The sequence below is a fragment of the Thalassobacillus hwangdonensis genome, from assembly GCF_042675915.1.
In the GTDB taxonomy this organism is placed as follows: Bacteria; Bacillota; Bacilli; order Bacillales; family Halobacillaceae; genus Thalassobacillus_A; species Thalassobacillus_A hwangdonensis.
Map to the genome: position 1 here is coordinate 350,698 of NZ_JBHTKL010000005.1, position 26,960 is coordinate 377,657.

Consider the following 26,960-nt stretch of genomic DNA (forward strand, 5'->3'; position numbering starts at 1 on the left):
TTGTTGATAATGATTCTCAATCTCGATTACAATACACACTATAAGTTGTAAAAAAAGTGTTGTCAAGCATTAATCGTATTGAAAAATTCAGTAAAGGATTGTATAGTTTAATGAGAATGATAATCAATTACAGTTGATTTTCGAGGAGTGAACGGAATGGAAAGGGAAGAGCTTTTTGACGTGACGATCATTGGCGGAGGGCCTGCAGGGCTTTATTCTGCTTTCTATAGTGGATTACGCGGGATGAAAACGAAGATCATCGAGTACCAACCGTTTTTAGGTGGGAAAGTGAATGTCTATCCTGAAAAAATAGTATGGGATGTAGGAGGATTGCCTCCAACTCCTGGTGCAAAACTGAAGGATAACCTGATTGAGCAAGGGCTGACATTCGACCCGTCTGTCGTCTTGAATGAAAAAGTCGAGGCGATGGAACGTAACGAAGAGGGAATGTTCGAGTTGAGAACAGCTTCTGGAGAGCGTCACCTTTCCAAAACGATCATCATTGCTGTCGGAAGTGGAATCCTCAACCCTCAGAAGCTCAATATTGAAGGAGCAGAGCGGTTTGAAGTCTCCAATTTGAATTACACGGTCAAGTCGCTCGAGCACTTCAAAGGGAAAACGGTTGTCGTCTCGGGCGGTGGAGATTCTGCAATCGACTGGGCGAATGAACTGGTAGCCGTTGCGAAAAAAGTTTACGTGACATGCCGAAAGGGTGAATTTGCCGGGCATGAAGCTCATGTGAAACAGCTGATGGACAGCTGTGCAGACTGTATTTTCCGTACGTCGATTACAAAACTTGTCGCTTGTGAAAACCACGATTGTATCGAGCATGTCGAACTGACCAACCATGAAACAGGGCAAGTGTCCATGCTTCCGATTGACGAAGTCGTCGTCAGCCATGGGTATGAGATCGATGCATCTCTACTCAATAACAGCAGACTCGGAATCGAACTGAAGGACAACTACTATGTCGAGGGTAGTACGAACAGTGAATCTTCTGTTCCTGGCATTTTTGCTGCTGGAGATATTCTGAAGCATGATGGCAAATTGAACCTGATTGCTGGAGCCTTCCAGGATGCAGCTAATGCGGTGAATATGGCAAAACAGTACATACAGCCGGATGCAGAAAAGGCTGCGATGGTCTCTTCCCACAACGCTGTATTTCAGGCGCGTAACCGTGAACTCGTCAAACAAATGATGAACTGATAGAAAAAACAGAGCTCAGCTTCGAGCTCTGTTTTTGTTTTTACCTAACGTCCAATGTCCGCCTGTAAAGAATGATGAGCAGTACGAGCATGACGATATCGAGTCGGGCGCTGAACAATGCCTGGACCAACCCATCATGCAGTGCAGGCACTTTCGTCATCAGAATCGCCCCGATGATGACGATAAGCAGCGCAACTGCAGCGTATTTTACATACCTGTTCATGATCAACATCACTCCGCAGGCAATTTCCAATGTCGCTAACGCATACATGAACGAAATCGGATACGGAATCCCCAAGCTTACAAAAACCTCTCCCAATCCAGTCCCTAACAGCTTCATCAATCCGGAAGTAATGAAAACAAATGCAACCGCATAACGTACGAGCTCGAGCGTCGTCAGTTTCATGGCCACGCCTCCTTTTTTTCATTTATATGCAAGGGATGGGACAAACCATGCCTGTAGAAAGAAAACAAGTCCTAAAAGCATCTCGGTCTCTGGTCGGATAGAAAATCAATCCAGGGCACATCGCTGCCAGACTGCCAATCTCGTAAACTGAGAGTATCAAAAGAAAAGGCGTGATAACGATGGCGGTAAAAGAAGCGGTGACAGCAGATACACTCACAGCAGTGGAGGAGAGTCCGGTCCAGTCGATTTTCAAAAATAAGAACTTCCTTCTCTTGTGGGGGGCGGCATTACTATCAAGTTTCGGAATCTCTTTTTTCTTATTTTCACAAAGCTGGTATGTCGTAAATGTGCTCAATCTAGAGGCATCACTTGGGTTCATCTATATTGCAGCCAGCATTCCGAGGGTCCTGTTCATGATCATCAGCGGAACGGTGGCGGATCGGTACAGTAAGACGAAAATCATGTTCATGTCGGACTTTATCCGTGGATTACTGCTGATCGGATTGGTGGTATGGTTCTTGTTCGGTGGAATTACACTTTGGACGTTTGTCGGGTTCGCATTTTTCTTCGGTATTCTTGATGCTTTCTTCTGGGCAGCGGAGAGCGCAATCATCCCTGCCATCATACGAAAAGAAAATTTGACCCGCGGGAACTCGATCATCCAGATGACCAATCAGACGTCGTTTATTCTGGCGCCAATGCTTGCAGGAGTGATCATCGCGTTCGGTAGTTACGAGGTGGTTTTCGGAACGACTGCTGTCATGCTGATCATTGCGAGTATCCTAATCATCATGATGCGCATCCCTAAGTCGGCGGATCAGGAAGCGAATAGCCAGCAGGCCTTCTGGGAGACGTTCAAAGAAGGTGTCGTCTATGTGAAGAATTCTCGGATTCTATCTCTCGTGTTACTGACGACGGTTTTCATCAATTTGTTCATGACCGGGCCGATGACCATGGGCCTACCATTGTTCGTGAAAAATATCCTCGATGGCTCAGCGGTCGACTTCAGTTTGCTGGAAGCAGGACTTGCAGGAGGCATGCTGATCGGTGCGATCGTTATCGGAATACTCAACTTGAATAAGAGGAGAGGGGAAATCGCATTGCTTTCCCTGATCGTCGGCGGGCTGGCGTTTGCTGGGATGAGTTTCACTACGAATTTATGGTTGAGCATGATTACACTGGGAATCTTCGGATTGACGCTTTCCTTCACGAATATTCCTTTCATCGCTGCAATCCAGGGGATGATTGAAGAAAAGGTGATCGGTAGGGTGATGGGCTTGATTTCACTGGCGTCGATGGGACTGATTCCTGTAAGCTACGTCATTACCTCAGGTATGCTTGCCCTTGGTTTGTCAATCCACCATATCATGGCTGGCGGTGCTATCCTTGTAGTAGCCTACACGATTTTTGTCTACTTCCGTTTTAATGAATTACGAACGATGAATTGATCGAAAGCCGGTTTTTAGGAGCCGGCTTTTTTTGTGTTTAGAAGGTGCCGAGGATTATAATAGTGATAATAAAATGAAAAGGGAGGAAGCGGCAATGAAGGAACAGGTGGAACTACATAAAGAGGAATTTCTGAGGGAACTGGAGGATTTTCTTAGGATCCAGAGCATCTCGTCCCAGGAAAAACACAAGGATGATGTAAAAAAGGGTGCTGAATGGGTGGCTGGAGCATTGGAAAAGGTCGGAGTGGAGAATGTGGAGATCATTCCGACGGATGGACACCCGATTGTTTACGGGGACTGGCTCCATGCGTCGGATAAGCCGACGGTGCTTGTGTACGGCCATTATGATGTGCAGCCGGAGGACCCTGTGGAACTTTGGGATACGCCTCCATTCGAACCGGTTATAAGAGACGGGAAAATCTTTGCACGTGGCGCGACGGACGACAAGGGACAGTTGTTCATCCATATCAAAGCATTGGAATTGCTGAAAAAGGAATACGGTGAACTTCCGGTCAATGTGAAATTCTGTATCGAAGGCGAAGAAGAAATCGCAAGCCCGAACCTCGGTCCTTTCATTAATGAAAATACGGAAAAATTAGCATGTGATGCCGTGCTTGTCTCGGATACTTCGTTCATCGACGCGGATCATCCTGCAATCTGTACCTCGTTGAGAGGGGCACTTGCATTGGAAGTGAAGGTGAAGACGGCGAATTCAGATCTTCACTCCGGTCAGTACGGCGGAGGCGTGCCGAATGCGGTCCATTCACTCGTAAACATCCTTGATTCGCTGCATGATGACAAAGGACGTGTGGCAGTAGATGGATTTTACGAAGGGGTTCCAGAGGTGACTGAACAATTGAAAGAAGAGATTGCCGCTATTCCATTTGATGAGGAAAAGACGAAGCAGACGCTTGGGTTAAGCTCGCTGTATGGCGAAGAGGGATTCTCCTTCCTGGAGCAGACCGGCATCCGTCCGACACTTGAAATCAATGGAGTAACAGGCGGGTATGGCGGTGATGGTATCAAGACGATCGTACCGAATGAAGCGACGGGGAAAATCAGCTGCAGGCTTGTAGGGGATCAGGACCCGCAGTATGTGTATGAACAAATTGAAAAACATATCTATGCACAGAAACAGGCTGGAGCGGATGTAGAGTTGAAACAGTTCATCCAGGCGAAGCCGGTCGCACTTGATTCCAACCATCCGATGATTCAAAAGGCAGCGGATGCATATGAAGCAGTCTACGGAGTGCGGGCATTGTTTCCGAAAGAAGGCGGGTCGATTCCAATCGTGGAGGTATTTGCACGAGTACTCGATGCACCCGTCGTACTGATGGGCTTTGGACTGCCAAGTGAAAATCTGCATGCACCGAATGAACATTTCCATACTGAAAACTTCACCAAAGGCATCGAAACCGTAACCCATTATCTCAAATCACTTTAGCACACTAGGGGACAGTCCCTCACCGCTTTAACGCGATGAGGGACTGTCCCCACATGCTTTAACGCGCTACAATGCCGAGTACAAACCCGTCGTAGCCTTTGCTTCCGAGGGTCTGGACAGATGTAGCATCGATTCGATCCTCAGACGCCAGCATGTCAAAGCATGCACGTGTCCCGACGATATCTTTATCTTCACTCTCCGCGTCAGCGACTCGTCCGCCGCGTACAACGTTATCAATAATCACTACTGCACCAGGCTCCGCAAGTTCCAGCGCCCATTTTAAATAGTACGGATTATTCTTTTTATCTGCATCGATAAAGATAAAATCAAAGTGTGCATCTCCATTGTTTTTCAACACTGGCAACGTATCCAAAGCCTTGCCGACAAGAATCTCCACTTTATCTTCGACACCTGCTCGTCTGATGTTCTCTTCTGCCACTTCGGCATGTTTCGGACTGAACTCCAGCGTGACGACCTGCCCGTTTTCAGGCAAGGCGCGTGCAAGCCAGATTGTACTGTAGCCGCCGAGTGTCCCGATTTCGAGAACCGACGTGGCACCTTTCATCTTTGCCATCAAATGCAGCATCTTTCCTTGTGCAGGTGATACATCGATGGAAGGCAGTTCCTGAGCCGAGTTATATTTTAGTACCTCTGCCATCACTTCATCCTCGTCAATCAACTTACTATTAAAGTAATTATCCACTTCTTTTCCTTTTTGAATCAAATCCAATTCAACCTTCTCCCTTCAATTGGCAACAACCTGGTTCAAGTTTATGCTGTTCAAAAGAATAATTCCATAATAAACGTCCTTTTTATGAAGCGTTCGAAGTATCGACCTATCATGCTAGTGACCTATATCCTTCGCGTGCCTATATAAAACCATTCGGTTTGCAGAGGCATGAATGAGGAAAAGGAGAGTTAGGGAGGTAGAATCATGCACGCATCACAAATCATTTTGCTATTATTCATAGGCTATATCGTTTTTACGCTGGACAAAAAACAGAAAAACATACCGGTCCCTGCTTTACTGCTTGTCATCGGTGTGGTTTTTTCATTCCTTCCCTTTTTCAGTGAGGTGAATGTAACGAAGCCGGTCATCTACGACATTTTGCTCCCTGCGTTACTTTTCATATCCGCTTACCGTTTTTCTCCAAAAGCATTGAGGGAGAATGCGGGGATCATTGCTACACTGAGCACACTAGGATTGATAGCGACTGCTGTGCTGCTTGGCTTCACTATTTATGTGATAGGCGGTTTATTTGTTTCGTTATCGCTTGTCGGTGCACTTGTAATTGCATCGATCCTTACGCCGACCGATCCGGTATCGGTTGTATCGATCCTTAAACAATCTGCAGACGATCCTAAAGTGGCAGATGTCGTAGATGGAGAATCGATGATCAATGATGGTACAAGCATCGTGCTCTTTACCGTACTTGCTGGCATACTTACTGGTGAAAAATCCTTCGACTTCCTCTCCTTCATCGGCGAATTTTTATATGTATCGCTTGGCGGAGCGGTAACCGGGGTGATTCTAGGGTGGATTGTCAGTAAAGCTGTCCATTTCACCCATCAGAAAGACTACCAAGTCATGCTCAGTATCGTGCTTGCTTATGGAAGCTTCCATATCGCGGAGCATATCGGGGTATCTGGGGTGCTGGCGACGGTTGCCTCTGGGATCATGTTGGCATGGGAGTTCGAGAATACGAATAAGGAAGACCATTACCGGGAAGCACTGGATGGCTTCTGGAATGTTGTTGAACCGTCCGTACTCGCACTTGTCTTCCTGTTGATCGGTATCGAAGCGACCGGCTACCTTGCATTCGACCATTGGGGATTAGCAATTCTCTTGTTCATTGCCTCCATCATCATCCGGTTCATTGTCATTGCCGGAACGTTTCAGTTTTTTTCCAGATGGAGGAATACGGTGAGCTGGCAGCAGATCGGGCTGATTTCATGGTCAGGCATCCGCGGAACAATGTCCGTCGTACTGCTGCTGAGCCTAGAGGCACAGGCTTCAGAGGAAGCGACTCTGTTAATGTCGATTTCATTTGCTGTCGTCTTTTTGTCGCTGATCATCCAGAGCCTTGGTGTCTATCCATTGTCAAAATGGATGAAACGATGATTTTCGTTTAAAATGAAGTGTAATCACTAATCCGGATTGAAGAAAGGAACCGATCATGTCTGATATTTCAAAGCTAATCCAATCTCCATTCATTCATAAAAACTGGCAGGACGCAGGATTCGAGGCGCTTACGCCTGTACAGGAGCGCGCCATTCCAATCATCCAGAGCGGGAAGGACCTTGTGTGCGAATCTCCTACAGGTACAGGAAAAACCCTTGCTTATCTGCTGCCGGTCATCGATACGATCGACCCAAGCCGCAAACAGGCTCAAACAGTCATTCTCGCACCATCACGCGAGCTTGTCATGCAGATCCATCAGGAAATCCAGAAATGGACAAAAGGATCTGATATTAAAAGCGCAGCGTTCATCGGTGGTGCCAATGTCAAACGCCAAGTCGAAAAACTGAAAAAGAAACCGCATATCATCGTCGGCACGACCGGCCGAATCGTCGAACTGATGAAAATGAAAAAGTTGAAAGTCCACGAGGTGAAAACCGTCATCGTCGATGAGTTCGATTTGATGATTGCGGCAGAGCATCTGCACGAAGTGGAAGAAATCGTCAAGCCAATGATGAAAGAACGTCAGACGCTTTTCTTTTCCGCGACTTTATCCGATGAAACGGAAGATGTTGCTGAGGAAATGCTGAACGAGTATGAACTCGTGAAAATGGAAGACTCCCTCGACCAGATGAAGGTAGAGCACACCTTCGTGTTCAGTGAAGCCCGAGATAAAATCGAGGCGCTAAGAAGCATTGCACATTTCAATGGCATCAAAGCGCTCGTCTTTTTCAATCAGGTGGATAAGCTTGCTGAAGCTGCGGACAAGCTGAGTTACAAAGGGGTCGAACTCGAAGTGCTCGCAGGCGAATCGAAAAAAATCGCCCGTAAACAGTCTCTCGACAGCTTCCGTGCAGGAAAAGTTCCATTACTGCTGACGACCGATGTGGCAGCCCGTGGCCTTGATATTACGGATGTCACTCACGTCATCCACTACGATTTTCCGTCTGATGCTAAGCAGTACATTCACCGCTCGGGTCGTACTGGCAGAATGGGAGCAGAAGGGACCGTTATCTCCCTCGTCAACAAACAACAGCTGAGTTTTCTCGAAAAAATGAGCGAAGAACTGGACCTTCCAATTACAGAAAAGAGAATACATGGCGGCACGTTGAAATAAATGTTTAGACCTCGGTAAAAGAGACCGGGGTCTTTTTTAATCTTGAATTATTTCAATATTATAATAATTCTGGTAATTACCTTGAAGCCGATGGAATAGCTATAGTATAATACGAGCAATATGTAAGCGCATACATATAATAAAGCTCGAATAGGAGGAGTTCCATGAGTGGGATATGGCTGGCTGTCATTGGTGGTCTGATCTTCTTTTTAGGGTACAGGTATTATTCTAAGTTCATTGCTGAAAAGATCTATCGGCTCGATCCAAACTATGTTACACCCGCACACAAGTATAAAGACGGGGTAGATTTCGTACCGACGAACAAATTTGTCCTTTGGGGGCATCATTTTACATCCGTCGCTGGGGCGGCTCCGATTGTAGGACCTGCGATCGCTGTCTACTGGGGCTGGCTGCCCGCAGTGCTTTGGGTGCTGCTCGGTACAGTGTTCGCAGCAGGTGTCCATGACTTCGGGACATTGGTTTTATCCGTCCGTAATAAAGGACAATCTGTCGGCACACTTGCTAATAAGCTGATTGGCCAAAGGGCAAAAATCCTTTTCCTTTTCATCATTTTGTTACTGGTATTGATGGTAAACGCTGTATTCGCCTGGGTTATCGCCAACTTGTTCATTTCATTCCCGGCAAGTGTCTTGTCCGTATTCATCCAGATTCCTTTGGCAATATGGATTGGCTACAGTGTCTACAAGAAAAAAGGGAATATGCTGCTTCCGTCATTGGTGGCACTGGCCGTCATGTACTTGGCTGCCGTCGTAGCAAGTTACGTTCCTGCCTTGCAAATCGATCTTGTCCGTTACTTCGGTGGTGAAGGTGCGACGACTTTATTCGGTATGAGTTCGACGTCGATGGCATTCTTCGTCTGGATCATCGTGCTGATGGTATATGTATATATCGCATCGACATTGCCTGTTTGGAAATTGCTCCAGCCGCGTGATTACATCAATTCCCATCAATTGATCGTAGGACTTGGTTTATTGTACCTCGGGTTACTTGTCACCAACCCGGAAATCACTGCTCCTGTGACGAATGGTTCCGCGGACACCTCCTGGTTCCCGCTGTTGTTCATTACGATTGCCTGTGGTGCAATCTCAGGTTTCCATGGACTCGTATCTTCCGGAACATCATCCAAACAGTTGGATAAAGAAACCGATGCCCGTTTTGTCGGTTATCTAGGATCTGTCGGTGAAGGAGCGCTCGCTTTGATTGCCATCATCGCCGTCGTCACGTTTTTCCCGACTGCACAGGAATTCACGGCTACGTATAGTGGCTTCGCTGAGGCAAGTAGTGCAGGTCTCGGTGTCTTCATACAAGGTGCAGCGGCACTCGCTTCAGGCCTTGGCATCCCGGCATCTGTCGCTGCTACGATTGTGTCGGTGATCGTGGTCAGTTTTGCTGCTACTACACTTGACTCGTCGGTTCGTTTGATGCGCTACATCATTTCTGAACTCGGAACGGAATATAAAGTGACACCACTTACGAAAATGCATGTGGCGACAACCGTCGCTGTCGTATCGTCTGCAGCATTGACTTTGATTCCACAAGGTCCGAAAGGTTTCGGATCCGGTGGTTACTTACTATGGCCATTATTCGGAACATCCAACCAGCTGCTGGCGGGAATCAGCTTGCTGCTCATTTCGATATGGCTGAAGCGTCTTGGACGGAATTACTTGCCGGCCGTCATCCCGATGGTCTTCCTCATGTTCATGACTCTATGGGCGATGATTGTCCAGGTATTCAATGAATGGGCGCCATGGAATGAAGGAAGTGACTGGCTACTGTTCAGCTTCGGCGCGATCATTCTCGTCTTTGCACTATGGATTTTGATTACAGCTGCATCCGCTCTTGGGAAAAAAGACGACGATTCGATTGAGAAGAGTGCCTGACAATTTCAGAAGGGGGTCGCACTTACAAAAGTGCGGCTCTCTTTTTTGAAAGGAGCGACAGCCATGGTAGAGATCATCGTTCTACGTCCGGAAAAGGAAATCGGCATGGGCTGCTGTGGTGGATTATGTGGGGACCGTGACGGGCTGATCAATATGGAGAACGAGTTCGCCCATCACGATGATAGTCGTCTTCGTCTAGGAGAATGGTATCGTTCTATGACAGATCTGTACGGGGAAAAGGTGGACATCACGTTTATCGACCCTAGGAATACCCTAGCGATTCTCATGTATTTCGGGATTCAGGTAAAGCGGGGGAATGTAACGGCCTGGCGGGCGCTACGGCACGTGCTGATGGATATGAAATACGATGCCATTTTTATGAATGGGAGATTGACATCCAACGAGGAAAGGGAGGTTTTCGATGGATAAGAAGTTTTCCTTTAAACGACTGGTCGAACTGTATGATGAAGTGCTGAGCCTACCGCATAAGCAGGAAATTGCCCGGGAACTGCGCGATGAGGATGACCTCTTCCTGCTGCTCGTCTATTCGGACATGCTCGGCATTCCAAATCCTGCATTCTATTACACACTAGAGCTCTACCCATATATCATTGAAAAATTCCATGACTGGCACCTGCGGATGGGAATGGAGAAATCTCCACTCGATGGCATCCGCTGCTGCTGATTTTAGAAGAGGAGGGTGATGAAATGGACGTTTCAACTAGTAAAATTATTTTTGTCGGTGGAAAAGGGGGAGTCGGAAAATCCACATCGTCCGCCGCAATCGCCCTAGCATATGCGGAAGAAGGCTATCGGACACTGGTTGTCTCTACCGATCCTGCCCATAACTTAGGTGATATTTTTCACCATAAGCTGAATCATGAGAAGACGAAGCTGCAGGAAAATCTCTGGGGAATTGAGGTGGACCCTGCACGGGAGTCGAAGCGTTACATCAAAGGGGTGAAAGAGAACCTCGAGGGACTGGTGAAATCGAAGATGGTCGAAGAAGTCCATCGGCAGATCGATATGGCAAGTGCCTCACCTGGAGCGGATGAGGCAGCGCTGTTCGACCGGCTGATTTCGATCATTTTGGAGGAATCCGAGCATTATGACAAAATCGTTTTTGATACGGCACCGACAGGTCATACTGTCCGGTTGTTGAGTCTGCCTGAGCTGATGGGAGTTTGGATTGACGGAATGCTGGATCGACGTAAGAAAATCAATGCGAATTACAGTGAACTGCTCAACGACGGTGATCCTGTTGATGATCCGATTTACGCTATTCTGCAAAAAAGAAAAGAGAAGTTCGCTTCCGTCCGGGAAATCATCATGGATTCAAAGCAGACAGCCTTTATGTTCGTACTGATTCCTGAGCGTCTGCCGATTTTGGAGACGAGCCAGGCAATCGAACAGCTCGCGAAGCACGACCTGCATATCCGGACTTTGATCGTGAATAAAGTATTGCCACCGCATGCAGATGGAGACTTTCTGCAAAAACGCCGACATCAGGAGCAAGCCTATTTGGAAGAAATCAACCAGCGTTTCCACAACCAGCAGCTGGCACAGGTTCCTTTGTTTGAAGAAGACGTCTCTGACATGGAGAAGCTGAAAGTATTTTCACACCACCTCCGCCAACAGCTCATAGGGGGACAGTCCCCACACCCTTCACCGCGTTAAACAATGTGGGGACAGTCCCTCACCACTGTGCTGTGCTAAAGCGTGTCTCCGTCTCTGGGCGGAGTTTTTTTCGTTCGGAATGCGGTCGTGAGTGGCAATACTTTGGCATAGACTTAAAGTATCACGCAGACCGTTACCCATATAAAGGAAAATGATGCGTGGTGTCGAATAATGATAGGTAGAAGACAAAATTATTTCCAGGAGGAATATATGATGTTGAACTTCCCGAAGCCGGATGTCGAACAGTTTTTTCAAACCTTTGGAATCCAATCCTTCACGATCAGCCCTGATGAGTCACAGCTTGCTTTCAGCACGAACATAAACGGAAAGTATAATTTATGGGGGATGGATCTTCCGAACACTTTCCCATATCCACTGACCTCCCAAAATCAGAGCTGTGAGCAGATCACCTATGATAAGAACGGAAATTTCCTGTTGGCAGTCATTGACGAAGACGGGGATGAAAACGGCCAGATCTACGCTATCCCTCCAAGAGGTGGAGCCCTGAAGCCCGTCAGACAGTCGGAAGGACATCGCCATATCAATCCAGTCCTCTCGGATGATGGCAAACGACTCTACTATACTTCCACTAAAGAGGATGCCACGTACCTGAAAAGCTATTGCTACAACCTGGAGAGTGGGGAAGAAGAGACTGTCCTCCATGGAAAAGACGCCATGTCGATCCTGCTATGTAAAAGTCCTGAAGAGAAGAGTTTCTTGTTCCATAAAGCGTTCTCCAATACATACACCTTAAGTTACGTGAAAGCTGGGGAAGAGGAGGTTCTGCTCACCCCTGCTGCTGAGCCGCAACATACTGTATCGGATGCCGTTTATGTAAGCGAAACGGATATTTACCTTCTCACAAACTATGAAGCTGACTTTACGTATCTCGCACATTTCGACCTGGAAACAAGAGAGTTCCAGAAGGTGATGGAATTGGACCATGAGGAGTTCTCCCAGCTGAAGTTCGATCGATCAAGCCACTCCTTGTACATCGTCAGTCAAAAAGGGGTGAAGGATACCCTTTTCCGCTATGACTTGTCCAAAGGTGGGATGGACACTATGGAAACGCCGGTTAGTGTCATTCATGAGCTGAAAGTCACTGAAACTGGCAACCTCTACATGATGGGGACATCATCTACTGTTCCTACGAATATCTATAAGTTTGCAAAAGGGGCAGAGTGGACTGCTTTGACCAACTACGGCGTGCCTGGTGTGAGCCGTGAAGAATTAGTAGAACCGGAGATTGTCCACTATGATTCATTCGATGGACTGACGATCGAAGCCATGCTTTTCCGTCCCGATTCTGAAAAAGATAACGGCCATACCATTCTTTGGCCGCACGGTGGGCCGCAGTATGCGGAACGTGAGACATTCCGTGCATTGTTCTCGTTGCTTGTCCATCGGGGCTACACGTTATTTGCACCGAACTTCCGCGGGTCGACAGGTTATGGTCGTGCGTACACGAAAATGATAGAAGGCGACTGGGGACACGGGCCTCGTCTCGATAATATCGAGGGATTGGAATGGCTGATTGAACAGGGGTATGCAGAAAGGGATAAAATCTTCCTGATGGGAGGGAGCTATGGCGGCTATATGGCGCTGCTTCTCCACGGAAGGCACGCAGATTACTTCAAGGCTGTCGTGGATATCTTCGGTCCGTGTAACCTGTTCAGCTTCATCGACTCTGTACCGGAACATTGGAAGCCGGCAATGGCACAGTTCGTTGGTGACCCTGTTGAGGATAAGGAGAAACTGGAAGAGGACTCTCCGATTAACTACCTGGATACGATGACAAAGCCGATGCTTGTCATCCAGGGTGCGAAGGATCCACGGGTCGTCCAGGCAGAATCCGATCAAGTCGTAGAAGCTTTGAGAGAAAAAGGGCGGAAAGTCGACTATATCGTCATGGAAGATGAAGGGCACGGCTTTGCCAAAAAAGAAAACGAAATCATGGTCTACCGAAAAGTACTGGAATTCTTCGACCGCTATCTATAAGCAAAACAAGGGGAATCGCTCATTCAAGAGCGATCCCCCTTTTGATTTGACCTCTTCCTTTAGTGCACTACCGCAATGAGGGACTGTCCCCACGTGCTTCACCGCGTTAAACGGTGTGGGGACTGTCCCTCAGCGCGTTACTGTTCCGCTGCGGCGGCGTGATGAAGGATGGCGTCATCGATGGTTTCGTAGACAATTCCTAGCTTGGCGAAGTCGATCGCATCACTGTATTGTCCTTCGAATTCATCCATCATCATCTTAGCCTCATGCAAATACCCGACACCTTTTTTCATATGATACTTGTAGCTGCGATTCAGTATCTTTATCGCGGTATCATACCGTTCATCTGTATCGGGCTCAACCGTACGTTCATATAAATCTACCACTTCATCCGAGTCTTTATCCGGGAAATATTCATGGGGATCTGTGCTGTCAAAAATACAGAAGCCGAGTTCCCGTACAACTACCATGTCGAGACTATCGGGATCGAAGCCGCAATGATAGATTTCCACATCCAGCCCCAATGCTTCTCCTGCTGCTGCTATCTTTTTCAGCAACGTCGATTTTCCGGTTCCTGCCCGCCCCTTGATGAAGTATCGCTTCTTCAAGTCATCCGTTAAATTCGGTATATAGTCGACAACCCCTGCTGGAGTGGACGCGCCAAAGAATCGATGCTTCACTGTCGCAGATTTCTCGAGCTGATCCATATCCCCATACAATGTATCGATCAGTTCCTCAGCGACCTGGTCCGCTTTTTTGAAGTCCATTTTATTGATATAAATCTCTTCAAGTCCATCGTGGATGTGAAGTCCGGTAGCAAAGGATTCATGCGCAGCTTCATACAGCGCGGCAAGTTCTTCCTGGTACACCTTTCTATCACGTTGGTACGATTCGACCAGGCTCGTATCCAAAGCACGGTCTGTATAAATATAATCGATTGAGGAACCGGCTGCCCGAAAGTCTTCTTCAGCGCCATATACCCCAACCTTCAATTGCGGAATGACCAGGGCGTCCATGCTGTCCTGATCGGTGGAGCAATGAACCAGTTCCACGTCGAACCCTTTATTCCGCCACTTGTTGGCAAGCTTCTTGATTAATGCACCTTTTACAGCATTCGAGGAACCGTTCAACACAAATACACGGTCCAACCCCTGGAAATTCGATTGATATAACGCCCGAAACCCTTTAGCAGTATGATCTCCTGCAAAATACTGATGCAACCGTCCAGTCACACGTATCCTCTCCCCTGAAAATGATAAACGATGTACATTGCCTATACAGCAACGTATGCATTAGACCATTTTAGGTGAATTATCTTTAATGGTTCAGAGTTATCCATTACACTATATGTAACATGTAGGAAAAATAAGCTTAACGGAGGTGGGAAGAATGGAATTGGATATCAATATGGTAGTGTTAGCGGCCGGCATTGCATTAGCGGGATATTTTATCGGAAATGGCCTCAGGAACTTTGGACAACCCAATGCAATGGAGCGTCAACTGGATAAATGGGAAACGGAAGCATATGAAGATACATCAGAACCAAAGAAAAAAGCTTGATTGTTTCCGAGAAGTATATAGCAAGCTAACTAACTATACAATTAACACACCAAAAAAAAGCTTGGGATATCCCCAAGCCTTTTTGGCTTTTGAATGTGATATAGTTTTTAGGAACTTATGTAATACCTTTTTTATCTGTGTTTGAGCCGTTTCTTTCTTTCAGCATTTCTAACTCAATTTGTTTCTCTTTCAAGTCAATTTCTCTTAATTTTTCTTTATGATTTAATTTATTCTTATGAGCATAATAAGTTAGAGAAAATGCAACAATTAACGGCAACCATAGCCATTCCAACATTATTCCCCCTCTCGTTCGTTACCAACAATGTAACATCATTTATACCTGCCTGTTATTAATCGCTTATTTTCTAGTCGAATATCTATTTTTTCTTTGAATAGTATAAAATCGAATCTTAAATAACAAGTAAAATAGCACCCCGTTTCGTTCCATGACAATATCCATTGTCAAGTCGTTATTCGGGGTGCTATTGCTATGCAGTGTTTCTCCTTGGAAACGGAACTACTTACCAGTCATGGATCAAGCTTTATTTTTGAAGCTGTCGTTCATACACGAAGTAGGAAAAGGCGCGATAGGAGACAGGCACCACCGCAAGCAATCCTGCATATTTAGCAAGCCCATCTCCGAATATCGCAAAAAGAATCGTAGCAACGATGGCCATCCAAAATAAAACATTCCCAGAAAAACTGTTCAATGGATGGTCACCGAGGAAAAAGCCTCTGGCGCCTTTCATTTCCCGCACGTAGCAGTCTCCGTGATAAGGAGCAACCACCCACAAAATCAGCACGGTCACAAGGTCATCTCTGTACTCGATTTCTTTGAGACACTTATCGCAATAGACAGGGCGCTGCATCCGTTTCCCCCTTCGTCATCAATGACGTTTGCTTCTCCAAAGCACTCCCGATTTAGCAAGGCGAGGCAGAAGACCAGTCATCGGTTTCTGCATCATATTTCCGAATCCATCGGTTTTACCAAGAGAGCCGAGCGTACCCTTCAGCTTGATTTCCTTCGGTGGTTTCGGTTCTTCCCCACGAAGAACAGCAAGCAGTATTGCTGCGATTTGTTCACCTTGCTGGCCGGCCAGCTGTGCACTTGGGGAATGTTCAGAAGCCGCACAATCTCCAACCACATATACATGTGGCTGCGCCGGAACCTGATAGAACTCGTTCACGACGATTTTTTCCTGATTATCTTTGTCAAAAGGAAGTTCACGCACGAGGAAATTTGGGCGTACACCGGCAGTCCAGATGGTTACATCGTTGACATAGCATACACCATTGTTACATACGCCATCTTTTTCAACGTATTCCACATTGGCACCGTGCAGAACTTCTACATCATTTTTCTTGAACCAATCCTCGACGTACTCCTGGATCTTTTTATCAAAAGGTTTCAGGACGGTGTCGCCGCGGTCGAGCAGACGAATGTTCAAATCGGAGCGGCTTTCTCTGATTTCAGATGCCACTTCAATTCCGCTTAGTCCGGCACCGACGACGGACACTTTTCCGTAAGCCTTCAAGTTACCTACCGCAAGGCCGGTCCTTCTGGCTTTCGTGAACGTCTGCACGCTCTCGGTGTATTGGTCCGCTCCCTGAATCCCGTGGTAATTATCTTCGCATCCAAGTCCGATGACGAGATAATCATAGGTTACAGGCTCACTGATCTCGCGGATGTGGATCTGCTGAGTCTCCACGTCGATCTTTTCAACTTCGCCAAATGCATAGTCGAGCTGATCGTGTTCCGGGTAATCGATCCGTACATCTTTATCCGCAGCAGTACCTGCAGCAATCGAGTAAAATTCGGTTTTTAACGAGTGGTATGGGTTTCTGTCCACCACTGTAATGTGAACATCTTCAGGAAGACCGCCATCAAGCATGTTCGATAGAATGTTGATGCCACCATAACCCCCACCAAGCAACACTAATTTTTTCATAGGTGACCACCTTTTCCGTATGCAGTATGTTTGTCCATTAGGTGAATGGAACGAATATAAACGTAAACGCTTTCTGTAATCAAGACTACCAAAAAAGAGGGGAGAAAACTAGAGATATCAAGTGAATGGCAGGATAATTTTGCATAATTCACCTCTAGCCGTTGTGAAAAAATCCATACCAAGTAAAATGATACTATAGGAATGGAAAAAGAAAGGAAGATACGTTGATGAGTAAACTTTCCACAAGGGAACGTGTTCTCGTACTGAAGCAGTTGCTGGAAAAGTACACGGATGAAGAGAATGAACTGGCGTTAGCGGAAATCATCGATCTCCTGAATGAGGAATTCGACCAGAGTTACGACTTCTCCAAACGGCTGATCAAGGAAGACCTGGCGACATTTGAGGATTCAGAAGTCATCGATTTGATTGTGAATCAGGAAATGAACGGAAAACCGAAATACTACAGCTTCCAGAACCGCCTGTTCGAAATCCAGGAGCTCCGTCTCTTGAGTGATGCGGTCGTATCTGCCAGGTTCATCACAATGAAAGAAAAGGAACGTCTGATCGAAAAAATCAAACAGCTGACAAGTGAACCGTTGGCAGCAAAACTTGAAAACCAGATACATATCAATGAAACTGCGCATAGTCAGTCGGATAAAGTGAAATACGTCATCTATAATCTCCACAATGCAATCAATGATGCGAAGACGATCCGCTTCCAATACGGTCGGTACAATATGAAAAAGGAATTCGTCCTGAGTAGGGAAGGGAAGACGTACACACTTCATCCATACGCACTTGTATGGAACAGGGACTATTATTATTTGATCGGATGGTCGCCGGAGTTTGAAGAGTTGCGGCACTACCGTGTAGACCGACTTGTGAAAGTACAAGTGCTTGACGATCCCTTCAAACAAAAAGAAGATTTCGATGTCACCCAGTACACCCATCACCTGTTCAATATGTTCACCGGGGAAGAAAAGTGGATCGAAATCAAGTTCGCGGATGAACTGATCAATGTCATCATCGACCGATTCGGAGAAAAAGTCCCTATCAAAGAAGGGAAGGATGGACGATTCACGCTCAAGACGAAAGCTGTCATCAGCACCGGCCTTGTCGGGTGGCTGTTGACATGGGGCAGTAATGCTGAAGTGATCGGCCCACTTGAACTGAAAGAAAAAATGAAACAGGAAGCAGAAAAATTATATAAGCTTTATCACTAAGCGACAGACCCTCACCCAAAAGTGTGAGGGTCTGTTTTTTGTCCGGTGATAAGCTTTGATTACAGTTTTGAAACGAATAAAAAGGAGAGAGGTACAATGGCAAAACCAAAGAAAAGCGTATTTAAAAAATGGTGGTTCTGGGTTCTGGCAATTATTGTAGTGATTGCAGTAGCAAGCCCAGGTGAAGAGGATGCTGTAACGGAAACCAAGGCCGAAGAAGCAGGAAATAAACAAACGGAAAAAGAAAAGCAGCCGGAAGGTACTGAAAAGGAAGAAGTTGAAGAGGAGGAAGAGGAAGAGGTAGTTAAAGATCCTATTGTATTTGAATTTGAACAAGCGGAATATTTAGCTGATTCAGAAGAGTTTAAGATAGTTGCAAAAACTAGTCTTCCAGATTCAACGGAAGTGTATTTTGGATTGAAAGGTGAAGAGGATTACGACTATAACGGTGTTCCTCAAAGTGCGGTGGTAGAAGGCGGAGTACTTGAATTATCTCTAGGTACCTTTGTTGATGAGTATGATGGTCGTGAATATTTAAAAAATGGTACGTATCAGCTGGCTGCAAGTCTGACTGTGAACAAAGATTTAAATAATAACACGCATCTACTGGAAAAGTACGGGGAGTTTAAAGCCTTCACAGAAAAATATGAAATCGATGGAACCGTTGAAGAGACTGAGCAAGGCTATGTTATCGAAAATATAGCACAAAAAGAAATTAATCTTGAGAATGCGTATAGTTCAGACGAAATCCAGCAATTTAAACTGGAAGCAAAAAAGGCTGATGCTGAAACAATAGATTTCAAGCAATTAGATAAAAATGCTGATCGCCATGCAGGAAAGTATGTCACTTATACAGGTGAAATCATTCAGATCATGGAAGGGGACAATTACACACAAATACGTCTTGCTCTTGATGACTGGGGAAATGAGGTGCTGTTTGTAGAGTATGATGGTTACACTGATTTTGTGGAAGGAGACAAAGTAACTATCTACGGAGAAGTGTATGGCAGCTATTCCTATCAATCGCAGGCTGGTTGGGAAATCACATTACCTGGAATACTAGCTGACATAGTTGAGTAATGAGACTTTTGGGGGCTAGTGGCCCCCACTCTTATTTAAACCAGCCCTTCTCCTTGAACCGCGCAATAGCCTCAATCCGATTGCTGACATCAAGCTTATCGAGAATGATCGAAATATAATTCCTGACCGTACCAGGAGTGATATAAAGCTGATTGGAGATTTGCTTTGTGGTTTTTCCCTCGGCAATCAATTCAATTACCTGAACTTCCCTCTCAGTAAGAGGATTGGCGTCCTTACCGTACATGATATCCACCAGTTCAGGTGCATAGATTCTTCTTCCATCCATGATCTGACGAATTGATTCAGCAAGGTCTTCACTTGGGCTGTCCTTAAGCAAATACCCTCGTACACCAGCCTTTTGGGCACGTTCAAAGTAACCGGCACGGGCGAAAGTAGTCAGTATGATGACTTTACAGGGATCGTCCTTCATCTCTTCAGCCGCTTCCAGGCCAGTTTTAGAAGGCATTTCAATGTCCATGATGCAGATATCAGGTTGATGCTTCTTTACGAGGTCGACTGCTTCCTCACCATTCCTTGCCATTCCTACCACTTCCATGTCTTCCTCCAGGTCGAGCAAAGAACCGAGTGCTCCTAGCAGCATCCGCTGATCTTCTGCGATGACGATGCGTATCATACCAATCCCTCCTTTTGTTTTTGCTGAATGACAGGTACTCGGATATGCAAAGTCGTTCCAGTCGAAGAAGAATTAATCTCAAGGCTGCCATTGACGAATTCCAGACGCTCACGCATACCCTGAAGGCCATTTCCCTGATAGGAGTTGGAAATTCCGACCCCATTGTCTTCGACTTTTATCCGAACTTCATCAGAGGATTCCCCAATCCCGATTTCACATTTCGTTGCCTTGCTATGCTTCACCACGTTGTTGATCGCTTCTTTCAGACACATGCTCAATACATTTTCAGCAAGTAACGGCGTACGGTGAAGCTCAGGGCTACCTTCAAGGTGAGCTTCGATCTCTGCTGCGCTCAGCATCTGCTTCACTCGGATGATTTCATCGGTCAATTTGGCACCGCGCATATCAGAGACCATTTCTCTGACTTCATTCAGTGCGGTTCTCGCCGTTTGTCGGATGTCATCCAGTTCCGCTTTTGCCTTGTCACCGTCAACGCGAATCAATTTTCCTGCCAAATCACTTTTCAATCCGATTAATGACAGCTTCTGACCGAGGGTGTCATGCAAATCGCGCGCAATCCGTTCACGTTCTTCTGTCACCCTCAACTCGGCAATCTGTTTATTTGCTTCAGCAAGTTGTCCCTCAAGCTTCGATCGTTTGTTGCGGAAATACATCGAGAACGGCAACAGGATGATCCCAAGTACGCTGATGATGATGAACGGAAGCTGAGGAAAAAACATGCTGAAGTGCGTGAAGAATCCGAGTGTGATCGTAGCAATCGAGGTTACGAGATGCACGATATACAGCGTAACAAATCCAGCTTTCCGCTCCACGTTTCCGATGAAAAAGGCAAGAAATAATGCGAAATAAATATAGCCGAAGAAAATCGTCATCACGATGCTGATCACCATATCGATGCTTACCCAGAGATAGACGAGCGAGCTCTTCGAAATGAACGAAAGTCGATAGGATAGAAAGAATAACAAGACAAGCAGGATGCCGAGGAAAATCTCAACCACAGAAGACGAGCGGAAGATGAAAAAGAACGGCAGTCCGCAAAAGATGAGCCAAACATACAGGCTCAGTCCGGTGTTTTTTGGAATGATATGATACCACTTCTGCATAAGGAACTCCCCGATCTCCTGATTATAGGTACATTTATTATATCAAATTATGCGTTAAAAAATGAGGCTGCCAAGCTGACAGCCTCACCTTCTATTTCTTTTGTAAATCCAATTGAGCGTTCGTTCTTATCGTTTTTTCAGTTTGTGGCTTTTTCAGTCGCTGCTTTGCTTCTCTGAAGCTCACGAATGTCTTCTTATCCGTGTCATAAAGTCGGAAGCGAAGCGACTCCAGACTTGACTTCAGCGTGATGGTCGTAGCGTGCTGAAGCGGCGGTGTGTGTTCATGCGCCTGCTCTAAATGATAGTTCGGCACCCTTGGGCTCAAGTGATGTACATGGTGATATCCGATATTACCAGAGATCCATGCCAGAACCTTCGGCAGCTTATAGTAGGAACTACCATCGACAGCTGCTTTGACAAAGCTCCACTGATCCTCTTCTTCGAAATAAGAGTCTTCAAATTGGTGCTGTACGTAGAACAACCAGATCCCAAGGATTCCTGCAACATACAGGATTGGCAGATGAATGATCAGAAATGCCTGCCAGCCTAGTGTCCACATAAGAAAACTGTATAGAATGACGATGGATACATTCGTCAAATACGTATTCATACGTTCTTTTCGTTTTGCGCCTTTTACGTTGAAGCGATTTTTGACTAAATAAAGGTAAATTGGCCCCAATCCGAACATGACGATCGGGTTACGGTATAGGCGGTAAGACAATCTGCCCCAGAAAGAAGCTTCTCGGTACTCCTCAATGGTCATGATCCAGATGTCGCCTGTTCCACGTTTATCAAGGTTTCCGCTTGTCGCATGGTGGATGGCATGCTCACGTTTCCATTGTTCGAAAGGGAATAATGTAATGATCCCTGTAATCGTTCCGATAATCCGGTTCGCTTTTTTATTTTTGAAAAATGATTGGTGTGTGCAGTCGTGGAAGATGATAAAGATTCGAATCACGAACCCGCCGGCAATCATTGAAAATAATATACTTAACCACACCGAGGTCGATAGGCTTGCATAGGACAAGAACCATAAACCTAGAAATGGCAGAATCGTATTGATCAGCTGCATAATGCTTGCTTTTGTATTGGACGTCTCAAACGGTGCGACCGTTTTTTTCAATTGTGCTTGTTTTTGTCTACTCATGCTATTCCGTCCTCTCATTCCTGTGTGCTTTAATGTCTACAATTAGAATAAGAAAAATACATCCTTTAAAGAAGTCATAATCGTCAGGAAAGATATATGACACTTGTCATGTATTTGCTGGGAAACTTTAGGAGAACCCTATCGTTATTTTGTAAGGGTCAATGAAAATACGCTGATATAGTGGGAGTAGATTGAAAAACTTTGAACAGGAGTGGTCTACATGAGTAAAAACGTAACATTGTCCCACGCGCACCAGTCCCCCTACGTCCCTACATCAGGTAAAGCATCTGTTTATTTACTGCTTGAATTAAATGCAAAGGAGATGAACAGTACGAATCGCGCCCCGATCAATCTTTCCCTTGTCCTGGACCGGAGTGGCTCGATGTCCGGATCCCCTCTGGAGTATTGTAAAGAAGCGAGTAAATTTGTCGTCACCCAGCTTTCTGAGCAGGATAGGATGAGCATGGTCATTTTCGATGACTCGATCGACACGGTTTTTCCACCACAGCCTGTGACGCATAAAGATCACTTGAAGCATCTTATCGAAGGAATTGAAACGCGAGGAATTACCAACCTGAGTGGTGGTCTGATCCAAGGGTGCCAGCATGTAGTGAATCAGAAGGGGAAAGACCATGTGAACCGTGTACTGTTATTATCAGACGGCATGGCAAACGCCGGAATCACAGATCCTGAGAAACTGAAAAAAGTAGCGGAAGATTATCATGCTGCTGGCACAGTGATCACTACGATGGGTGTCAGCGATCATTTCGATGAAGAACTGATGGAAGGGATCGCAGACGCTGGCAAAGGCAATTTCTACTTTATCGATAAAGTGGAAGAAATTCCGGACATCTTCGCGAAAGAGCTGGAAGGACTGCTTTCGGTTGTCGCGCAGAATATCACACTTACGATCAAACCGAAGAAAGGGGCGGAGATTCACAACGTCTTCGGCTATCAGGAGAAACATGAGGAAGATGGTGTCCGTGTCAGCCTTGGGGATATATTTTCGAAAGAGACGAAGTCAGTGCTGATCGAATGTGCCCTGCCTGCAGGCGATCCAGGTACGAGGCCAATGTTTGATGTGGAATGGTCGTTCGTAGATGTGACAGATGGGGTGAAAGAGTACTCCTGTAGCTATCAGGTGCCGTTCACCTTTACAAATGACCTTGAAAAATTATCGGAGGCTAGCAGCACAGCCGTTGATAAACAAGTGGAAATCACGCAGTCAGCGCAGAAGCTTGAACAGGCACTTCAGCTATTCGATGAAGGGAATCTGGAGGAAGGTAAGGACCTCCTTTACGCCAATGCCCAACACTTGCAGAGCTACGCAGAAGAGACTGGAGATGAAGAAATACTGAAGGAATCTGCCACAATGCTCGACCAGCTTGAACATTTCGAATTCACCAAGCACACGAGAAAAGCACTCCACGCCGAGAAATATCGTCAGATGAAGCGTCGCAGGAAATAAAAAACATGACCCTGAGAAGTACTTACTTCTCAGGGTCGTTGTTATCCTGTTGATGTATAAACGAGGTTTCTGCCATTTTGTTTAGCGTTGTATAATGCGTCATCCGCCTGCTGGAAAAGGTCGTCTTTGCTTTCCGGCTGGCCGTTGAATGTTGCTACACCAATTGATACCGTGAAGTTTATTTTCTTCCCATCTGGTAAGCGGAACGGATGGGCTTCCACTTTACGGCGGATACGGTTTGCAATCTCCTCCACATGATCTGCTTCGCAATCATACAGCAGCACTGAAAACTCTTCGCCTCCATTACGACAAAGCTTATCTCCTGCTCTTAATGTCCTTTGAACCACTTGGGCGAATTGCTTCAGCATTTCATCCCCCGCCGTATGCCCGTGTGTATCATTGATATTTTTGAAATAGTCGATATCAAGCAGGAAGAATCCGCATGTGCCTGCTGTTTCTTTCGTTTCTTTGATCATTTCATTGTAGTACTGGTCGAATGCGCGGACATTATAAAGGCCTGTAAGTGAATCCTTCAGCGCATTCTTTTTATATTCTAAATAGCGTTCGCTGTTCCCCCTGATATATTCCACAAAGTAAAGGGTGAGGTATCCACCGATAAATGTACTGATGACATGATAGAAAGCATAGTCCAGTACGTTACTGTACGAATCGACAACGATATAAAGTGCCAGTGAAAAGACGGCTTGGCTGTAAATTAAGAGGTACGTCCATTTTCTCCACATCCCGGCTTTGACCCCATGTGTAATCCATCCAGCCCCTATGGCGATAGCAAGCATCATGAATAACGCCACATAAGAGGAAAAGTTCACATCAATGAAAAAGCGTCCCCCTACGATTACAAGCGATGCGACAAATGCAGGGAAGAAACCACCGTAATAAGCGACGAGGATGACTGGTATATGTCTTAAATCAAGAATAGTTATGTCGTTGACGGCGATGCTGTAATGCATCAGTATAATTCCGAGAAGCCCGGCTATCACCCCGTCCACCACCTTGATCGTCCATGCAGTGGAAAATGTCAGCCGGTTATTGCGGAACAGCTGATGCCACACAAATGTAAACGACATCAACAGAGAAACGTTTATGACCAGATCACTTACCATAACACAACCTTCTCTCCGTAGGATCTATGGTCAAGCTGATATAGGTATTATATCACGGTATTCATTTAGTATAAAAGTATGATGGTAAATAATATGAAATAAATGGAAAAACTTTAATGTTGCGTATATAAGCATATGCTTATATACTATTCAGCGGAGAGGTGAGTGTATGGAAAAGACAATCGTCGAATTGGAATTTGCTGCACGTACATTGAAATTGCTCGGAGATAAAACGCGCCTGACAATCATCGGGCTTTTAAAAGACAGCGAATGCTGTGTCTGTGAGTTTGTAGAAGTACTTAAGATGAGTCAGCCTGCTGTCAGCCAGCATTTAAGGAAGCTGCGTGATGCCGGCATCGTCAAGGAACGACGTAATGGACAGTGGATATTCTATGCATTGAATCGATCTCATGAAACGTATCCGATCATTCAACAAATACTAGAACAAATACCAGATCAAAAAGAGAAACTACATGCATTGGAGAAAGCAGGACTGCGTATCCAGTGCGACTAGGGGGATTGAAGTGAACGAAGCAATCATAGCCAGTATCATTTTCATTTTTACACTCGTGCTTGTCATCTGGCAGCCGAAAAACCTTGGCATCGGCTGGTCCGCATGTGGAGGAGCGATCATTGCACTGTTGTTCGGTGTCGTCGATCTGCAGGATGTCTGGGACGTTACCGGCATTGTTTGGAACGCCACATTAGCATTCATTGCCATCATCATCATATCGTTAATTCTCGATGAAATCGGCTTCTTTGAATGGGCTGCACTGCACATGGCGCGAGTGGCTAAAGGAAACGGGAAGCTCATGTTCGTATATGTAACTCTGTTAGGTGCAGTTGTGGCAGCTCTTTTTGCCAACGATGGAGCAGCATTGATCCTGACGCCGATTGTCCTTGCGATGGTCCGTAACCTCAACTTCAAAGAGGCGATGATCCTGCCGTTCATCATGGCGAGTGGATTCATCGCGGATACGACCTCGCTGCCGCTTGTCGTCAGTAACCTTGTCAACATCGTATCAGCCGACTATTTCGGTATCGGGTTTGCAGAATATGCTTCCCGGATGATCATCCCGAACTTCTTTTCATTAGGGGCGAGCATGCTCGTGCTTTACTTGTTCTTCCGGAAGAGCATTCCGTCCGATTATGATTTGAGCCAATTGAAAAAGCCAGCGGAAGCGATACGTGACCATAAGATGTTCCGCTTATCCTGGGCCGTGCTTGCCGTTCTTCTTGTAGGCTATTTTGCCAGTGAGCCGTTAGGAATTCCAGTGTCATTCATTGCTGGTATCGTCGCGATCTTCTTCCTTATGATGGCGAGAAGAAGTGCCGCTGTCGAGACAGCCACTGTTGTAAAAGGAGCACCTTGGGCAATCGTATTTTTCTCCATCGGAATGTATGTCGTCGTTTACGGTCTGCGTAATGTCGGCTTGACGGATGTGCTGGCAACAGTCATCCAGTACACAGCGGATCAAGGAATGTTCGTTGCGACGATTTCGATGGGCTTTATTGCAGCGATCCTGTCATCGATCATGAACAATATGCCAACGGTAATGATTGATGCGCTTGCTATTGCTGAAACGAATACGTCTGGTTCAATGCGAGAAGCGTTGATTTATGCCAATGTCATCGGTTCCGATCTAGGACCGAAAATCACACCAATCGGCTCACTTGCAACGTTATTATGGCTGCATGTGTTAGCGACTAAAGGTGTGAAAATTTCCTGGGGCTACTACTTCAAGGTAGGTATCATCCTTACTGTTCCAACACTTTTCATCACGTTAACCGGCCTGTATATCTGGCTCTTGATCATCTAAGAAAAACAATCAAAAAGGAGAATGTCTTATGTCTAACAAACCAGTCATTTATTTTCTATGTACAGGAAACTCTTGCCGCAGCCAAATGGCAGAAGGATTCGGAAAAAAATATCTAGGCGATAAATTCGATGTGCGTTCTGCAGGAATTGAGGCGCACGGACTTAACCCTAAAGCAGTCAAAGCAATGCACGAAGCGGATATCGATATCACTGATCAGACTTCAGATATCATCGATTCGGATATTCTGAACAATGCAGCATACGCAATCACATTGTGTGGGGATGCGAATGATAAGTGTCCGATGACCCCGCCGCATGTCGAACGTTATCACTGGGGCTTTGATGACCCGGCAAAAGCGGAAGGCACGGAGGAAGATAAGTGGGCGGTATTCCAGCGAGTCCGCGACCAGATCCGTGATCGTATCCAAACGTTTGCAGAAACAGGAGAATAAGAAA

Annotated in this window: 27 protein-coding genes; 17 read left to right on the top strand and 10 right to left on the bottom strand. The window is 46.0% G+C overall.

Going from position 1 to position 26,960, the window contains the following annotated elements:
- Nucleotides 1–156: 156 nt before the first annotated feature.
- Nucleotides 157–1,206 (top strand): NAD(P)/FAD-dependent oxidoreductase, encoded by a 1,050-nt coding sequence (locus ACFQ2J_RS11245; RefSeq protein WP_386060152.1) that lies wholly within the window; start codon nt 157–159, stop codon nt 1,204–1,206.
- Between the two features lie 40 nt (nt 1,207–1,246).
- Here the strand turns inward: ACFQ2J_RS11245 and ACFQ2J_RS11250 are convergent, their stop codons facing one another.
- The gene (locus ACFQ2J_RS11250; RefSeq protein WP_386060155.1) at nt 1,247–1,612 is read right to left on the bottom strand and encodes a DoxX family protein; all 366 of its coding nucleotides are present in this window, start codon (nt 1,610–1,612) and stop codon (nt 1,247–1,249) included.
- A gap of 179 nt (nt 1,613–1,791) precedes the next feature.
- Between ACFQ2J_RS11250 and ACFQ2J_RS11255 the strand changes: the two genes are divergently transcribed.
- Nucleotides 1,792–3,060: an MFS transporter gene (locus ACFQ2J_RS11255; protein ID WP_386060158.1), complete on the top strand. Its 1,269-nt coding sequence runs from the start codon at nt 1,792–1,794 to the stop codon at nt 3,058–3,060.
- A gap of 94 nt (nt 3,061–3,154) precedes the next feature.
- Nucleotides 3,155–4,504, top strand: a complete 1,350-nt coding sequence (locus ACFQ2J_RS11260) for a dipeptidase (protein WP_386060161.1) — start codon at nt 3,155–3,157, stop codon at nt 4,502–4,504.
- Nucleotides 4,505–4,562: 58 nt separating this feature from the next.
- On the opposite strand, the gene ACFQ2J_RS11265 is transcribed toward ACFQ2J_RS11260, so the two are convergent.
- Nucleotides 4,563–5,234, bottom strand: a complete 672-nt coding sequence (locus ACFQ2J_RS11265) for an O-methyltransferase (protein WP_386060164.1) — start codon at nt 5,232–5,234, stop codon at nt 4,563–4,565.
- 204 nt (nt 5,235–5,438) lie between these two features.
- Here ACFQ2J_RS11265 and ACFQ2J_RS11270 point away from each other — a divergent pair, with 204 nt between their 5' ends.
- The 7 genes from ACFQ2J_RS11270 (at nt 5,439) to ACFQ2J_RS11300 (ending at nt 13,376) form a co-directional block, all read left to right on the top strand.
- Entirely contained in the window at nt 5,439–6,626 is a 1,188-nt protein-coding gene (locus ACFQ2J_RS11270; protein ID WP_386060167.1) for a cation:proton antiporter, read from the top strand.
- Nucleotides 6,627–6,681: 55 nt separating this feature from the next.
- Nucleotides 6,682–7,800 carry a DEAD/DEAH box helicase gene (locus tag ACFQ2J_RS11275; protein WP_386060170.1) on the top strand — a complete coding sequence of 373 codons (1,119 nt, stop codon included), beginning with the start codon at nt 6,682–6,684 and terminating at the stop codon, nt 7,798–7,800.
- 164 nt (nt 7,801–7,964) lie between these two features.
- A complete protein-coding gene (locus ACFQ2J_RS11280; protein ID WP_386060173.1) occupies nt 7,965–9,701 on the top strand; it encodes a carbon starvation CstA family protein in 1,737 nt (578 codons plus the stop codon).
- A gap of 63 nt (nt 9,702–9,764) precedes the next feature.
- Nucleotides 9,765–10,130 carry a hypothetical protein gene (locus ACFQ2J_RS11285; RefSeq protein WP_386060175.1) on the top strand — a complete coding sequence of 122 codons (366 nt, stop codon included), beginning with the start codon at nt 9,765–9,767 and terminating at the stop codon, nt 10,128–10,130.
- Nucleotides 10,123–10,386, top strand: a complete 264-nt coding sequence (locus ACFQ2J_RS11290) for a cory-CC-star protein (protein ID WP_386060177.1) — start codon at nt 10,123–10,125, stop codon at nt 10,384–10,386. The genes ACFQ2J_RS11285 and ACFQ2J_RS11290 overlap by 8 nt, the downstream gene beginning before the upstream one ends.
- A gap of 23 nt (nt 10,387–10,409) precedes the next feature.
- Nucleotides 10,410–11,378 (top strand): ArsA family ATPase, encoded by a 969-nt coding sequence (locus ACFQ2J_RS11295; protein ID WP_386060179.1) that lies wholly within the window; start codon nt 10,410–10,412, stop codon nt 11,376–11,378.
- 213 nt (nt 11,379–11,591) lie between these two features.
- On the top strand, nt 11,592–13,376 hold the full coding sequence (locus ACFQ2J_RS11300; protein WP_386060182.1) for a S9 family peptidase: 1,785 nt from the start codon (nt 11,592–11,594) through the stop codon (nt 13,374–13,376).
- Between the two features lie 137 nt (nt 13,377–13,513).
- On the opposite strand, the gene ACFQ2J_RS11305 is transcribed toward ACFQ2J_RS11300, so the two are convergent.
- Nucleotides 13,514–14,608 carry a hypothetical protein gene (locus ACFQ2J_RS11305; protein ID WP_386060184.1) on the bottom strand — a complete coding sequence of 365 codons (1,095 nt, stop codon included), beginning with the start codon at nt 14,606–14,608 and terminating at the stop codon, nt 13,514–13,516.
- Between the two features lie 157 nt (nt 14,609–14,765).
- Between ACFQ2J_RS11305 and ACFQ2J_RS11310 the strand changes: the two genes are divergently transcribed.
- Nucleotides 14,766–14,936 carry a hypothetical protein gene (locus tag ACFQ2J_RS11310; RefSeq protein ID WP_386060186.1) on the top strand — a complete coding sequence of 57 codons (171 nt, stop codon included), beginning with the start codon at nt 14,766–14,768 and terminating at the stop codon, nt 14,934–14,936.
- Nucleotides 14,937–15,051: 115 nt separating this feature from the next.
- Here the strand turns inward: ACFQ2J_RS11310 and ACFQ2J_RS11315 are convergent, their stop codons facing one another.
- The 3 genes from ACFQ2J_RS11315 to ACFQ2J_RS11325 form a co-directional block, all read right to left on the bottom strand.
- Entirely contained in the window at nt 15,052–15,228 is a 177-nt protein-coding gene (locus ACFQ2J_RS11315; protein ID WP_386060189.1) for a hypothetical protein, read from the bottom strand.
- Nucleotides 15,229–15,478: 250 nt separating this feature from the next.
- Nucleotides 15,479–15,805 (bottom strand): hypothetical protein, encoded by a 327-nt coding sequence (locus ACFQ2J_RS11320; protein WP_386060192.1) that lies wholly within the window; start codon nt 15,803–15,805, stop codon nt 15,479–15,481.
- A gap of 18 nt (nt 15,806–15,823) precedes the next feature.
- On the bottom strand, nt 15,824–16,885 hold the full coding sequence (locus ACFQ2J_RS11325) for an NAD(P)/FAD-dependent oxidoreductase (RefSeq protein WP_386060195.1): 1,062 nt from the start codon (nt 16,883–16,885) through the stop codon (nt 15,824–15,826).
- Nucleotides 16,886–17,112: 227 nt separating this feature from the next.
- On the opposite strand from ACFQ2J_RS11325, the gene ACFQ2J_RS11330 reads away from it, so the two are divergent.
- Nucleotides 17,113–18,108, top strand: coding sequence for a helix-turn-helix transcriptional regulator (locus tag ACFQ2J_RS11330; protein ID WP_386060198.1), 996 nt, complete (start codon nt 17,113–17,115; stop codon nt 18,106–18,108).
- A gap of 96 nt (nt 18,109–18,204) precedes the next feature.
- Nucleotides 18,205–19,188, top strand: coding sequence for a hypothetical protein (locus ACFQ2J_RS11335; RefSeq protein WP_386060201.1), 984 nt, complete (start codon nt 18,205–18,207; stop codon nt 19,186–19,188).
- Nucleotides 19,189–19,219: 31 nt separating this feature from the next.
- Here ACFQ2J_RS11335 and ACFQ2J_RS11340 read toward each other — a convergent pair whose 3' ends face one another.
- From ACFQ2J_RS11340 to ACFQ2J_RS11350, 3 genes are all read right to left on the bottom strand, one after another.
- The gene (locus tag ACFQ2J_RS11340) at nt 19,220–19,822 is read right to left on the bottom strand and encodes a response regulator (protein ID WP_386060204.1); all 603 of its coding nucleotides are present in this window, start codon (nt 19,820–19,822) and stop codon (nt 19,220–19,222) included.
- Nucleotides 19,819–20,946 (bottom strand): sensor histidine kinase, encoded by a 1,128-nt coding sequence (locus ACFQ2J_RS11345; RefSeq protein WP_386060207.1) that lies wholly within the window; start codon nt 20,944–20,946, stop codon nt 19,819–19,821. Before ACFQ2J_RS11345 ends, ACFQ2J_RS11340 begins: the two co-directional genes overlap by 4 nt.
- 91 nt (nt 20,947–21,037) lie before the next feature.
- Complete coding sequence (locus ACFQ2J_RS11350; protein ID WP_386060210.1) at nt 21,038–22,093, bottom strand: fatty acid desaturase; 1,056 nt, start codon at nt 22,091–22,093, stop codon at nt 21,038–21,040.
- A gap of 220 nt (nt 22,094–22,313) precedes the next feature.
- Here ACFQ2J_RS11350 and ACFQ2J_RS11355 point away from each other — a divergent pair, with 220 nt between their 5' ends.
- Nucleotides 22,314–23,561 (top strand): VWA domain-containing protein, encoded by a 1,248-nt coding sequence (locus ACFQ2J_RS11355; RefSeq protein WP_386060213.1) that lies wholly within the window; start codon nt 22,314–22,316, stop codon nt 23,559–23,561.
- A gap of 41 nt (nt 23,562–23,602) precedes the next feature.
- Here ACFQ2J_RS11355 and ACFQ2J_RS11360 read toward each other — a convergent pair whose 3' ends face one another.
- Nucleotides 23,603–24,685, bottom strand: coding sequence for a diguanylate cyclase (locus ACFQ2J_RS11360; protein ID WP_386060216.1), 1,083 nt, complete (start codon nt 24,683–24,685; stop codon nt 23,603–23,605).
- Nucleotides 24,686–24,854: 169 nt separating this feature from the next.
- Between ACFQ2J_RS11360 and ACFQ2J_RS11365 the strand changes: the two genes are divergently transcribed.
- From ACFQ2J_RS11365 to arsC, 3 genes are read left to right on the top strand one after another with little or no spacing between them, the layout of a single operon-like run.
- Nucleotides 24,855–25,199: an ArsR/SmtB family transcription factor gene (locus ACFQ2J_RS11365; protein ID WP_386060219.1), complete on the top strand. Its 345-nt coding sequence runs from the start codon at nt 24,855–24,857 to the stop codon at nt 25,197–25,199.
- A gap of 10 nt (nt 25,200–25,209) precedes the next feature.
- Complete coding sequence (locus ACFQ2J_RS11370) at nt 25,210–26,505, top strand: arsenic transporter (RefSeq protein WP_386060222.1); 1,296 nt, start codon at nt 25,210–25,212, stop codon at nt 26,503–26,505.
- Between the two features lie 28 nt (nt 26,506–26,533).
- Complete coding sequence (gene arsC, locus ACFQ2J_RS11375) at nt 26,534–26,956, top strand: arsenate reductase (thioredoxin) (protein ID WP_386060225.1); 423 nt, start codon at nt 26,534–26,536, stop codon at nt 26,954–26,956.
- The last annotated feature ends 4 nt before the right edge of the window (nt 26,957–26,960 follow it).